At 66.9% G+C, this 12,627-nt stretch carries 9 protein-coding genes; 5 read left to right on the forward strand and 4 right to left on the reverse strand.

From position 1 onward, the window contains the following. Nucleotides 1–61: 61 nt before the first annotated feature. Both ACJMK0_RS01710 and ACJMK0_RS01715 read left to right on the forward strand, forming a co-directional pair. On the forward strand, nt 62–769 hold the full coding sequence (locus ACJMK0_RS01710; RefSeq protein WP_405235086.1) for a crotonase/enoyl-CoA hydratase family protein: 708 nt from the start codon (nt 62–64) through the stop codon (nt 767–769). A gap of 41 nt (nt 770–810) precedes the next feature. Continuing rightward, complete coding sequence (locus ACJMK0_RS01715) at nt 811–2,055, forward strand: acetamidase/formamidase family protein (RefSeq protein WP_405235087.1); 1,245 nt, start codon at nt 811–813, stop codon at nt 2,053–2,055. A 15-nt stretch (nt 2,056–2,070) separates the two neighbouring features. On the opposite strand, the gene ACJMK0_RS01720 is transcribed toward ACJMK0_RS01715, so the two are convergent. After that, nucleotides 2,071–3,939 carry a fibronectin type III domain-containing protein gene (locus ACJMK0_RS01720; RefSeq protein WP_405235088.1) on the reverse strand — a complete coding sequence of 623 codons (1,869 nt, stop codon included), beginning with the start codon at nt 3,937–3,939 and terminating at the stop codon, nt 2,071–2,073. Between the two features lie 20 nt (nt 3,940–3,959). Beyond that, the gene (locus ACJMK0_RS01725; protein ID WP_405235089.1) at nt 3,960–6,740 is read right to left on the reverse strand and encodes a TonB-dependent receptor; all 2,781 of its coding nucleotides are present in this window, start codon (nt 6,738–6,740) and stop codon (nt 3,960–3,962) included. 196 nt (nt 6,741–6,936) lie between these two features. Here ACJMK0_RS01725 and ACJMK0_RS01730 point away from each other — a divergent pair, with 196 nt between their 5' ends. Beyond that, nucleotides 6,937–7,173, forward strand: a complete 237-nt coding sequence (locus ACJMK0_RS01730) for a hypothetical protein (protein WP_405235090.1) — start codon at nt 6,937–6,939, stop codon at nt 7,171–7,173. A 97-nt stretch (nt 7,174–7,270) separates the two neighbouring features. Continuing rightward, a complete protein-coding gene (locus ACJMK0_RS01735; protein ID WP_405235091.1) occupies nt 7,271–8,989 on the forward strand; it encodes a cation:proton antiporter in 1,719 nt (572 codons plus the stop codon). 15 nt (nt 8,990–9,004) lie between these two features. Here the strand turns inward: ACJMK0_RS01735 and ACJMK0_RS01740 are convergent, their stop codons facing one another. Together ACJMK0_RS01740 and ACJMK0_RS01745 are read right to left on the reverse strand one after the other, a co-directional pair. Next, the gene (locus tag ACJMK0_RS01740) at nt 9,005–9,970 is read right to left on the reverse strand and encodes a universal stress protein (protein ID WP_405235092.1); all 966 of its coding nucleotides are present in this window, start codon (nt 9,968–9,970) and stop codon (nt 9,005–9,007) included. An 86-nt stretch (nt 9,971–10,056) separates the two neighbouring features. Further along, nucleotides 10,057–10,488 carry a YkgJ family cysteine cluster protein gene (locus ACJMK0_RS01745; protein ID WP_405235093.1) on the reverse strand — a complete coding sequence of 144 codons (432 nt, stop codon included), beginning with the start codon at nt 10,486–10,488 and terminating at the stop codon, nt 10,057–10,059. Between the two features lie 300 nt (nt 10,489–10,788). Between ACJMK0_RS01745 and ACJMK0_RS01750 the strand changes: the two genes are divergently transcribed. Continuing rightward, entirely contained in the window at nt 10,789–12,561 is a 1,773-nt protein-coding gene (locus ACJMK0_RS01750) for a hypothetical protein (RefSeq protein WP_405235094.1), read from the forward strand. Nucleotides 12,562–12,627: the final 66 nt, after the last annotated feature.

The following is a 12,627-nucleotide window of genomic DNA, read 5'->3' on the forward strand; positions in this document are numbered from 1 at the left end:
CGACCTCCCCATCGGCGCGCGGTAAGGCTAGACTGGCCGCCGGACCGACCGGGAGAGATTTATGACCGCACTGCTCGAAGTCACCGAACACGAAACCCATTGCCTGCTGGCCATGGACGACGGCAAGGCCAACGCCCTGTCCTTCGACATGCTCGCAAGCCTTAATGCGGGCCTGGACCAGGCGGCGGCCGCCGGCAAGGTCGTGATCATCACCGGCCGGGAGGGCAAGTTCTGCGCGGGCTTCGATCTCTCGGTGATGAGCCAGGGCGGGGAGGATGCCGCGAGACTGCTGCGCCAGGGCGCCGAGGTGGCCAACCGGCTGCTGACCTTCGAGATGCCGGTGGTTCTGGCTGTGAGCGGGCATGCGCTCGCCATGGGTGCGTTGCTGTGCCTGTCGGCCGACTACCGCATCGGCGTGCAAGGCAATTACAAACTCGGCCTGAACGAGGTGGCCATCGGCATGACGCTGCCCTGGTTCGGCGTGGAACTCGCCCGTGCCCGGCTGGCGCAGGTGCACCTCGACCAGGCCGTGGGACTGGCCAGGATCTACGACCCCGCGGGCGCCGTGGAGGCCGGGTTCCTGGACGAGGCAGTGCCGGCCGGCGATCTCGGGACCCGGGCCGCCGACATGGCCGCAACCCTCGCCACCCTCAACATGGAAGCGCATCGCAATACCAAGCAGCGGGTACGCGAGCCGCTCGCGGAGCGCCTTGAACTTGCATTGCAGCGGGATTTCGCGGCCGGCGGCGTGCAGGTGGCCTCGTCCTGAGGCCGCAGCACGGATACAACAACTCCAGCGGGGATATGCGTATGAAACGGGGTCTACTTGCTTGTCTTTCCATAGTGCTGCTGTCGAGCCTGGCGGCAGTTGTGGACGCCGCCGCCGAGGTCGTCGTCGGCGATCGCAGCGTGGCCTGCGCCGACGATCCGGCGTGTATGAACCGCCTGCATCCGGATATCCCGATGGTTGCCAGCGCCGAGCCCGGTGAGCGTATCGTGTTCAACGGCCGTGACGCTTTCGACCTCACCCTCGACCCGGATAAGTCCTCGAGTGCGAAGAGCATGCCGCGGGAAGGAGTCGGCATCGTCCATGCGCTGACGGGACCCGTATTCATCGAAGGCGCCAAAGCCGGCGACGTGCTGGCGGTGACCATCGAGGCACTCGACCCCGACGACGTCGGCTGGACCACGGCCGGACCGTTCGGCTTCGCAGGCGACCAGTTCGGCACGGACGAGCGCTTCATCGTCTGGCGCATCAATGAGGACTACGCGGTCAGCGACGCCCTGCCGGGCGTGCGTATCCCGAACGCGAGTTTTCCCGGCGTCGTGACGACGCTGCCCGGCGAGGCCCTGCTGGCCGATGCGCTGGCCCGGGAGAGCCAGCTGCTGGAGTCCGGCGGCGCCGTGATGGGCCCCGACCCGGACGAGGCCGCGCCGGCGTCAGTGTGCGGGCCGGAAGGCACGAAGCCGTCGGAGTGCCTGCGCACCATCCCGCCGCGTGAACACGGTGGCAACATGGACATCCGCTACATCACTATCGGCACCACCGTGTATCTGCCGTGTCTCGTCGACGGCTGCGGACTTGCGGTGGGCGACTTTCACTACGCGCAGGGTGACGGCGAGGTGGCGGGCACGGCGATCGAGATGGGCGGCCGGCTGACGGTCACCACCCGTATCGTCGACGACCCGCCGGACCTCTCCCACGGCCCGCATTACGAGGGGCCGGCAGGGGTACTCGGGATACCCTCGGAGCGCTTCTACGCCGTGACCGGCTTCCCGCTGAAAGAGAAAGGCAGCGTGCCCGCGGACCTCGCGTATCTGCAGTCGCCGAAGATCGCGGAGCTGAGCAATCTGTCGGCCGACATCAATCTGGCGGCACGAAATGCCCTCCACGCGATGATCGACCACATCGAGTCCGAATATGGTTATGACCGGGCGCAGGCGTACATGATCGCCAGCGTCGCGGTGGACATGCGTATCGGCCAGCTGGTGGACGTTCCGAACGTCGGTGTGACCGCGGTATTGCCGCTGGATATCTTCGTGGGTCGGGACTGACGCTTCGCGCTCGCCTCAGTCCGTTGCCGTCGCCGGGGGCTTCTCCAGCCGAAACGTGTCGATGACCTCGCCGCGGGTGTCGACGGCGCGGTACTCGAGGGTGCCCGCCGCCGGGTCCACTTCGATGACCTGGAAGGTCCGCGTATCGGTGGTGCCGAAGGCGGCGAACGCCGGCAGTTGCTGCTCGTACATCTTCGTGCCGGAGACGGCCACCAGGTAGATGGTGCCGTGCTCGCCCTGCCCGGCGGGCCGGTGGCCGCGCATGGGCACGGTGCGCATGTAGGCATGATCGTGGCCCTGGAAGGCGATATCCACGTTGTGGCGGTCGAAGATCGGCCCCCAGGTCTCGCGCAGCGGGTAGTTGTCGCGGTCCGGGCGCGAGGCGTAGAAGGGATGGTGATAGATCACCACCTTCCAGCGCGCATCGCTTCCGCCCAGCACCCGGTCCAGCCACTCGGCCTGCAGTTCGGGCTGGATGAGCTGGTAATTGGAGTCCATGACCACCACCAGCAGGTCCTGGTAGTCCACGTAGTAGGTGCGGCCCGGATCGAGCCTCTCCGTGCCGTTGTCCGGCAGGGCGAACTGCTGCAGATACAGGGTCGGGTGGCCGCCGTGGCTGTCGTGATTACCGATGGCGGGCACCACGGCGGATTCGTCGAACACCGGCGAACCCTCGTGGAAGAACTCGTCCCAGTTGTCCCGCTCCGCACCCTTGTCCACCAGGTCGCCGGCGATCATGTAGAAGCGCGCCTCGGGGTAGCGGAAGTCGGCCTGACGCAGGAGTTGCCCCCACTGGTCGAGGCCGTTCTGGGGGTCGCCGAGGTAGACGAAGGAGTAGGGCTCGGACTCGGCGGCCGTGCGGAACTCCCGCACGTCGGTCCAGGTGCGGCCGCCATCGGCGCTGACGGCATAGAGATAATCCGTCCCGGGCTCGAGGCCGTCCAGGCGCACCCGGTGCAGCCGGACCACCGGGTCGTTCACGATGCGCTCGCTCTCCAGCTCGCGGAACGAGGCGTCGATGCGGCGGCCCGCCGCGGAACCGGACGCGAAGAACTCCTGCTTCGGCGCGATCCACAACACGCTGCCCGGCACGCTGACGTCGGTGCGCCACTGGAGGGTGGCCGAACGGCGGGGATCGCCCTGCCAGGTGAGCAGCAGCTGGTCCGGCGCGGCGGAGGACGGGTACTCAGTCCGGCGGAACCAGCCGACCAGCCGCGAGACCAGCTCCCAGCGCTCGTAGCTCCTCAGTACGGGCAGTCCGTCGAGTTCCTGCGGCAGCGCGTTGAGGTAGTCATCATCGTCCAGGAAAGGCGTTACGCCGGCCCGGGCGGTGATGACGTCGGTGCCGGGCACCAGGGGCGTCAGGGTGACCGCCCGGCCCTCGTCCGCGGGCGCCGCGAACACGAGATAGGGCTTCATCTCGCCGGAGAGGCTCGGGATGCCGAGCCGGACCTCTCCCGCGGGCACCGTCTTGTCCCAGACGTGGTAGGTATCCTCGGCATCGACGATGAAGTCCAGGCCCGCCCGGCGCCCGAAGCCCAGCTCCGGCAGCCAGAACGGCGTCTCGCCCTGCTCGCCCTCGAACGCCACGTAGATGCGCGCCGGCCCGTCCACGCGGAAGCGGACGAACCCGGTGGCGAGGGCGCGCCGCTCCGCGGGTTGCAGGAAGGCGGCTGCGGCCTCGGGGGTAATGTCCACCCGCTCGTCGGGGCCGAGCTCCGCCGCCATGCGTTCGCGTATCGACGCCACTGTCCCCTCCAGAGCCTGGTGCGGCGCCGGGCGCACGACGGAGCGCGGCTCCGCCGCCGGAAGGGGGCTCTGGTCGGCGAGCGCCGGGGCCGCCGCGGCGGCCAGCAGGACGCCGGCGATCAGTCCGTGGAGCATGCCGCGCATCGGCCCGTGCATCAGAAGCGGTACTGCATGCCGGCGATCGCGTTCCAGCCGTAGATCTCGTTCTCGGCGAGCCGGTCGGAGCGCCCGCCGCTCAGGAAGCGCAGCGGCTCGTCGGTGACGTTCAGCAGCTCCAGGTACACCTTCAGGCCGTTGTCGAAGGCATAACTGCCCTTGAGATCGACCTGGGTACGCTCGTCGATGTACAGGTCACTGTCGGAATCCTCGCCCACCTCGTCCAGGTACTCGCTCCGGTAGGCGATCGCCGCACGCAGCTCGAGCCCGCCCTGCTGCCAGAAGACGGCGGCATTGCCGACGTTCTCGGACTGCAGGAAGAAGGGCACCTTGTCGTCCCGGCCGAACACGGTCGCCTCGCTGTCCGTGTAGGTGTAATTCAGCGATACGCCGAAACCGTCGAAGGGCGCGGGCAGGCCCGTGAACTGCTGCTGCAGGTTCAGCTCGACGCCGAGTATCTCGCCGCTGTCGGCGTTCTCCGGCCGGCTGCGCTCGAGTTCGGTGAAGAACCGGCCTTCGAACTCCTGGTCCTCCAGGGTGGTGACCTGAGTGTAGATCGGGTTGTCGATGTCCTTGTAGAACAGCCCCACCGCCACCAGACCACCCGAATCCAGATACCATTCCACGGCGGCGTCGAGGTTCATCGACTCCAGCGGTTCCAGGTTCGGATTGCCTTCCTCCACCTCGCCCTCGAAGGCGTCGGGCCCGTCCGGGTCGGCCTCGAAGATGCGGAAAGGGGCCAGCTGCTCGTAGGGGGCCCGGCCGATGGTGTTGGTCCACGCGGCGCGCAGCACGACCCCGTCGTTGACCGCCCAGCGCGCCTGCAGGCCCGGCAGCCAGTTCGTGTAGTCCTTGCTGCCGGTACGCTGGGGCAGTTCCGGTGCGAGATCGCCGTCCTCGAAGCTGATGTCGAAGGCACGGGACTCGGTCTCCGTGCGCTCAACGCGGACGCCGCCCGTCAGCGCGAGCCCGCCGATATCCGCCGAGGCCATCAAGTAGGCGGCGGAGATGTCCTCCTCCACGGTGAAGTCCGCCTCGGCGCTGACCTCGCGGCTGTCGTCCTCGCTCAACTCGAAGAGGTCCCGGTTGGCGTTGAAGAACGCGTTCGCGGCGCCGTGGTCGATCACCGGGCCGAAGTCGTAGCACCGCTCGTCGCAATAGAAGCCCGACTTGCCGGGCCGGAAGACGTCGGACAGCAGGAAATCGCCGTCGAAGCCGTCGTAGACGTCCGCCTGCTGGTCGCTGGTCTTCTCGCGCCCGGTGAACTTGGCGCCGAACTTGATAGCGCCCGGATTACCGGCGAACTGCAGATCCCGGGTCAGGTCCAGCCGGATGACGTTCAGGTCTTCCTCCACGATCTGGCTGGCGAACTCCACTTGGTCGAATTCCGAGTTGGCCGGATCGTCGAAGGCAGCGCCGCCGTCGACGTCGAAGAAGAAACTGGAGGTGTCGTAGGTCATCGGCAGGGGATCGGCCAGCACGAACACGTACTCGTCGTCGTAGGGTGTGTCCTGCTCGGCCTTGCCGAAGGTGTAGGACCCTTCCACCGTCCACGCACCGAGGAAGAGTTCGCCGCCCAGGGTGCTGTTCAGGATGGACTGCTTCTCGCGGCGGTCCTTGGACGCCCGCTCGCCTTCGCCCTCGGTAAAGGTGCCGGAGGTGGGCGTCTGATCCACCAGGCCGCCGTTGCGGTAGTCGTACAGCGTCTCGAGGCGCTGCTCGGTGTCCTGGAACTCGTTCCAGATGTTGCGGAAATAGAACCGGGAATCGCCGTTGGGGCGCCACTCGAGGTTCGCGACGACGCTGGTGCGCAGGCGCTCGAGCGTATAGTCGCGCAGCACTAGTTCCTCGGGCACGAAGAAGTCGCCCTCTTCTTCCCAGATGTTGCCACCCTGGATGTTCTCTGACTCGTAGTCACGGGAGAGGTGGCTCGCGCTCAGGAGCAGCCCGAACTGGTGGTCGTCGCCGAACACCGTGCCCCAGCTGGCACTGGCGCCATACGGGCTCTCGCCGCTCATATCGTAATAGCCGTAGTCCGCGGATACGCTGATGCGCTCGCCGGGCGCGAGATCGAAGGCGCTGGGGGTCACCAGATTGACCGCGCCGCCCACGGCATTGCCGTCCATGTCCGGGGTGACCGTCTTGATTACCTCCAGCTTCGACAGCACGTTCGAGGGGATGGTGTCGAGGGCGATCCGCCGGTCGCTCTCGGGGGAACCGATGGTGGCGCCGTCGATGGTCACCAGGTTGAGGCCGGGATCGATGCCCCGGAGCGTCACGTAACGGCCCTCGCCCTGATCGATGGTGATCGAGACGCCGGGGACGCGCTGCAGGGCCTCCGCGGCGTTTCGGTCGGGGAGCTTGCCGACGTCGTCGGAGGTCACCGAGTCCTTGATGACGTCCGCGAAGCGCTTGTCCTGGATGGCATCCGTCAGCGCGGCGCGATAACCCGTCACGACGATGGTCTCCATGCTGGAGGACATGGCGACGTCTCGGGTGACGGTGCCCTCGGCAGGCACGCTGACCGTGAATGCGGCCGGATCGTAACCCGTCTGCAGGATCTCCACCCGGTACTCGCCGGCGGGGAGGTCGCGAATCTGGAAGCGGCCGCTGCCATCGGCGACGACCCGCTCGTTGCCGGGCTTGATGCTGACGGCGGCGCCGGCAAGCCAGCGGCCCGTATTCTCGTCGGTAACACGGCCGGAGAGATCGCCGGCTGACGTGGCAAACGGTACGAGGAGCGCGGCGGCTGCGACGCTCCGGATGAGGCGATGGTTCATTGTTATGCGTCCCTGTTCGAGGCCCGGCGATGGCCGGGCGTCTGACGGGCGCTATTCGAGCACCTGCAGATTGCGCGCTCTTGACGGTTATGTGAGGGGAAGGTTTCCAGGAGCTGCGAGATGTTCGTATCTCGCTGCGGTATGCTCGTATGACAATGACAGTTCATCAGTCAGGGGAATGCCGACGACGGGCCTTATGAAGGACGACGACGACATGGCGCCGGCGCAGACCGGCCGCCGGCATCAGCTCGAAGAGGAGCGCAGCCGGCTGCGGGGCGAACTCGATGCGCTCAGAGCCGCTTCCGCGGAGGCTGGACAGGGATCGGAGGGCCGGCCGGAGCAGGCTGCGCTCGAGCAGCGGATCGGCGCGATCGACGAAGAACTGGAGCGCATCGACCTGGCGGCGGAGATCGAGCGGCAGCAGGACGCCTGACTCGGGCGTCCCCCGGACCCGGTCACGAGGCCGTCGCGCCGGGACCGGCGCTCATCTATCATCGACCGGCGCGGACTCCTGACACGAGCGGGTGCCAGTGTACGAACTCATCCACCAGTCGCCGTTCACCGAAATCGCCGCGTTGCTGGTGCTCGCGGCGGGGGTCGGCTCGATCGGCCTGCTGTTGCGCCAGCCGCTCATCGTCAGCTTCATCGCCGTCGGACTGCTGGCGGGCCCATCCGTGCTGGACCTCGTCCGCTCGGAGCCCCAGATCACGCTGCTCTCGCAGCTCGGCATCGCCGTCCTGCTCTTCCTGGTCGGAATCAAGCTCGACATCAAACTGATCCGGACGCTCGGCACGGTCTCGCTGATGACCGGCCTCGGCCAGGTCCTGTTCACGTCTCTGTTCGGCTTTCTCATCGGGCTCGCGCTGGGCCTCGATGCGGTCACCAGCCTGTACGTCGCCGTCGCGCTCACGTTCTCGAGCACGATCATCATCGTCAAGCTCCTCTCGGACAAGCGCGAGATCGATTCGCTGCACGGCCAGATCGCCCTCGGCTTCCTGATTGTCCAGGATCTGGTGGTGGTATTCGCGATGATCGCGCTGTCGGCCATCGGGATGGGCGGCGGCGAACACGGCGGATCATCCGTGGTACGGGTGCTCGTCTCCAGCCTGGCACTCGTTGCGGTGGTCGTGATCTTCGTCCGCTACATCGCCGACCCGCTCATCGAGAAGCTGGCGCAGGCCCCGGAACTGCTCCTCGTATTCGCCATCGCGCAGGCGGCGCTTTTCGCCGCGGCGGGCGACCTCGCCGGGCTCGGCAAGGAGGTTGGCGGCCTGCTGGCGGGAATCTCCCTCGCCTCCACGCCCTACCGCGAGACCATTGCGGCGCGGCTCGCGCCGCTGCGTGACTTCCTGTTGCTGTTCTTCTTCATCGCCCTCGGCTCTGCGCTCGACCTGTCGGTGCTGGGTTCGAATATCTTCGCGGCGGTCGTATTCTCGCTCTTCGTGCTGATCGGCAACCCACTGATCGTACTGGCCATCATGGGCGGAATGGGCTATCGCAAGCGCACCGGATTTCTCGCGGGTCTCACCGTGGCGCAGATCAGCGAGTTCTCGCTGATATTCATCGCCATGGGGGTCTCGCTCGGCCACGTGGCATCCGATGCACTCGGCCTGGTCACCCTCGTGGGGCTGGTGACCATCGCCGTATCCACCTACATGATCACTTACTCGCACCATTTGTACGCCGTATTCGAGCCGGCGCTCGGCGTGTTCGAGCGCCGCAACACGCCCGCCGAGCCCGCGGAGGGCCAGGGACATGGCAAGGGCCGGTACGAGGTGATCATCTTCGGTCTCGGCCGTTTCGGCACGGCGATCGGCATGCGTCTCGACAACATGGGCATCTCCGTGCTGGGGGTCGACTTCAACCCGGTAGCCGTGCGGCGCTGGCACGCCCTGGGCCTCGAGGCGGAATACGGCGATGCGAGCGATCCGGAGTTTCTGGCCACGCTGCCTCTCGAGCGTTCCGGCTGGCTGGTCTCGACAATGCCCGTGCAACCCACGGGCCTCAGTTACGAAGACGTCCAGGAGACACTGCTGCAGGTGAGCCGCAGTGCGGGCTTCAGGGGCCGGATCGCCGTTACGTCACACAAGCAGACGGACTCCGACGAACTCAGGAAGGCCGGCGCCGACCTGGTGCTGGAGCCCTTCCAGGATGCGGCCGACCGGGCCGTGGATCTGCTCACGGGGAGCGAGCAGAGAGAGCGCACCGCCATCCCGGAGGGCGAGCTCGGCGACAAGAACCTGCCCTGAGGCCGCGGGCGGGGATCAGCCGGGCAGGCGTACCGGCGAGACGAAGCCCGGCCCTTTCACGGCCAGTACGGCGCAGGGCAATTGCTCCAGGATGGACTCGGCGGTATTGCCGATGATCAGCCCCGAGATTCCGGTACGCGCCACCGTCCCCATCACCACCAGATCGGCTTGCAGTTCCGTTGCGAGGTGTGGCACCACGGTCACCGCCGAGCCGCGGGCGAGGTGGTATCGAGGAGCGATGTAGTCATAGCTCTCGTCGCCGAGCCATTCCTTCAATTGGGCTCCGAGCTGCTCCAGTCCCCTGGCGTGGGCCGACCTCTCGGCCTCCGCGTAGTTCGTAGCCGCGCTGTCAGGCACGGCCGCCCAGCGCCGGATCACATCCTCTGCCGGCGCGTCCCACGCATGGACCACATGTAGCTCGGCAAAATCCGAGACCGACAGCGCAGCGGCCAGTTCCAGTATCGTGCGGTTGAGCGCGGTCGCGGCTTCCCGCGGTTCCGCCGGGTCGAAATCCACCGCAGCGAGAATCCGGCCGTAGTTGGCCTTCTCCGCGGGCCGGGTCAGCCACAGCGGGCACGGACACTTGCGCAGGAGGTGCATGTCGTCGGCGCCGAAGAGTCGCCGCAGATAGGGAGGATCCTCCGCCGCCTTGATGATCAGGTCGTAGCCGTCAGCGAGCACGGCGCGGATGATCTGCAGGAATTCGGTACCCTCCAGCAGCCGCAGGGCAAGATCGACCCTGTCAACGTAGGGACGAGCCATCGCCTCCAGCGACTCCAGATGCTCGGCTCTCGTCCACTCGCGCAGTGCCTCGGACGTGGGGCCGCCCTCCGGCAGGCGCATGTCCGTCGCGAGGCGGGGGATCACCCGGGCAATAGTCAGCGCGGACTGGTTGTTCTCGGCAAGGGATACGGCGCGTTCGAGTGCCGCGGCATCCGACGGCTCCTGCACCACACAGAGGATGTTCCGGAAGCGTTGCATGAGAAGTTTCCCGCCCTGCGATTATGGCGCCGGAGGCGCACAACGGGATCATTATCGCGACAATGCAGGGCCGTCACCAGCCCCGGTCAGGGCGGAACCGCCGCCCCGGAACAGGGATCGGGTCCGCCCGTTTCGGACGATGGTAACGGCACGGAACCGTCCGGCACTGCCACCGGTAGCGGCAACGGCGGCGGCAACGGCGGTAGCCCGTGAACCGCACGGGCCCGGTCACAGCGCTCGTTTTGCTGTCCGTCGACCCATGACGCCTGGAACTCCCGGCAAGGCGAGGCGCGCTGCTCGTAGATGGTGCACCGGACGGATTCGCCGATGCGGCCGTCCAGCGCAATGCAGCGCGGCGGGTTGCGGTCGGTGCCGCGCATGGCCACCAGATGCCTCGACACCGGCACGGTCAGCTCGGCGGGCGTCAGGCCGCCCGGAGCCGAGTTTGTCTCCAGCCAGTGGAACGAGGCTCTAAAGTGGGCGCAGCAGGCGCCGCACGACAGACACGTGTTCGACATACACGCCGAAGCGGCACCTGTCCGAATGAAGAAGATGCGCGATATTGCGCCCGAACCCGGGATTGCGCAACAGGAATCGGCTGCCGCGATCGTCGAATCAAAGGGTTGCCGGACGCTTCGGAAAACCCTTTTGACCCGGACGCATTTTCGGGTAACTTCGGATAGTCCCTGGACTGCCCCGAAGACGCCACCGCATGCACGCGTGGCGACAGCCTCCTTTTGTCCGCTGCACGCGCGGACGGGTGTGCCTGAGGGCGTCCGTTGTCGTACCAGCGTCGTACCAGCGTCGAGCGAAAACCAGTGGAACAAGTCAGCAAACTCATTCAGACCTCCATGGATGCGCAGTGTCCGATCACCGATCTCGTCGTCTTCCCGAGGGCGGAATTTCTCACCGGACCCCCGCCTCTCCGCCACATCAGGAGCGTGGCGCTCTTCAGACTGGAGGACGCGACCATCTGGATGCTGATTCTCCGGAATGCAGCCTGGACGAATGCACGGCTGAGGGCCGCCGCCGAGAGTCTGGCCCGTGTCTCGGAGCAGGCCTTCACGCGGAGCTCGGTCGAGTCACTGCTGCGTCAGGATCTCGGGATCCGATCGCTCGCCATGGCGACTCCATCGGTCCGTCGCATCGACGAGCGCCTGTGGGAGATCGAGAAAGTCGCATTCGCTTGCGTCAGGGGCCCCGCCGCGCGACACGCGGGTACGGGGATTCCTGAACCCGGGCTCGCAAGGCTCGAGTGGACCCTGCGGGCCGACCTGCGGCACGGTCTCGGCAAGGCCCTGCAGAGTTTCCGGCGATTGATGGACCCCGAGGCGCTACCCCTGACTACCACCGGCCGGCGCTTCGACCTGCGTGTCTACAACTACCTCGCACACCGGCGGTATCAGCGCTATCGCCTGCAGTTCGCCGAGACGTTTCCCAGCCTGCTTGTGACGGCCGTCGTCGCGGAACCCCGGAGCTTCGGTGAAGACCTGCGTTCGTTCGTCGATTCGGGTGCCCCGCTGATTAAGGGCCTGGCGGCGCGCTGGGATGTGCGGCCGGGGGTGGTCCGGCATCTCGTCGGTCGGGACTGGAGCGACGTCGGCCTGCAATGGTCCAGAGATGCCAGGGGACTGGCCGTGGCGCTCAACGCCCTGCATCCCCAGGACCTCCCCGGCGATGACCCCGCAGAGTGGGAGGAATTCAACCGTATCGTCGTCACCGGCCAGCGGTTGTTTCTCCGGCCCATCTGGGAATCGGCCGCGGGGCTGAAGTGGTTGAGAGTCTGTGCTCGCCTGTCGAGGCGCGGAGACCGGCAGACTCTGGCCCGCTGGTTACCCGGGTGGAACGATATCGAACAGATAACCCGGTTCCGGGCCGCCCTCACCCGCAGCGTGCGACAGGAGACCGGCGATGCGCCGATGGTCTCCGGGAACGACGATGGCGAGGCCATCACCGAGGCGATAGACAGTGTGGTACTGCAGGTCGCGGATCAGGGGCTGGGCGAGGTCGCATCGCTGTTCGCAGAGGAGATGGCGCGGACGAGGAGATGCGACGCCGTCTGGCAGATTCACGCCCGCGAGACACTGATGCCTCTCGTCCCGGACGATTTCGTTTCCGCGGACGGCAGCACGCGCGTGACGCCGCTATGTACCGATCGCGACCTGCGGGCGCACGGCTCCCGGATGCGGAACTGCCTGCGCTCCACTTCTGCATCGTCGGTGGCTCGCCAGGGCCGGGCCGGGTCCGTGTTCATCGTGGGCCTGTACGACGTCCAATCCGGCAAAGCATTGTCGACAGCGGAGATCAGGGCAGTCCCTGCCCACCGGGGTGCCGCGTATCGCCTCGTCACCGAGCAGCACACGGCCAGTGCGAACCGGACGCCGTCCCGGCGATGCATCGATACCCTCCAGCAGTTCCTCTGCCATTGCCGAAGCGACGAGGTCAGGGCGCATCTGACGGAGCAGTGGCGAGCGCTGCAGCACCTCAGCGTGACCGATTACGCACCACCCGTGCCTTCGCCCCGCGCACTGCGCAATGCGCTGGGCGAGCAGGTCTACGAGAGTCTGCTCGACCGTGTACGCGCCGGTTGAGCAGGCGATGCTGCCCGATCAGTGGCATGCTGGGCGCCGTTCGTAATCAGGGCGACAGCCGTCGCG

Origin of the sequence: Lentisalinibacter orientalis (assembly GCF_040706535.1) — a bacterium.
GTDB lineage: Bacteria > Pseudomonadota > Gammaproteobacteria > Steroidobacterales > Woeseiaceae > Lentisalinibacter > Lentisalinibacter orientalis.

Coding starts and splice junctions, on each gene's coding strand:
- ACJMK0_RS01710 (WP_405235086.1), top strand. CDS start 62: ATGACCGCACTGCTCGAAGTCACCGAACACGAAACCCATTGCCTGCTG.
- ACJMK0_RS01715 (WP_405235087.1), top strand. CDS start 811: ATGAAACGGGGTCTACTTGCTTGTCTTTCCATAGTGCTGCTGTCGAGC.
- ACJMK0_RS01720 (WP_405235088.1), bottom strand. CDS start 3,939: ATGCTCCACGGACTGATCGCCGGCGTCCTGCTGGCCGCCGCGGCGGCC.
- ACJMK0_RS01725 (WP_405235089.1), bottom strand. CDS start 6,740: ATGAACCATCGCCTCATCCGGAGCGTCGCAGCCGCCGCGCTCCTCGTA.
- ACJMK0_RS01730 (WP_405235090.1), top strand. CDS start 6,937: ATGAAGGACGACGACGACATGGCGCCGGCGCAGACCGGCCGCCGGCAT.
- ACJMK0_RS01740 (WP_405235092.1), bottom strand. CDS start 9,970: ATGCAACGCTTCCGGAACATCCTCTGTGTGGTGCAGGAGCCGTCGGAT.
- ACJMK0_RS01745 (WP_405235093.1), bottom strand. CDS start 10,488: ATGTCGAACACGTGTCTGTCGTGCGGCGCCTGCTGCGCCCACTTTAGA.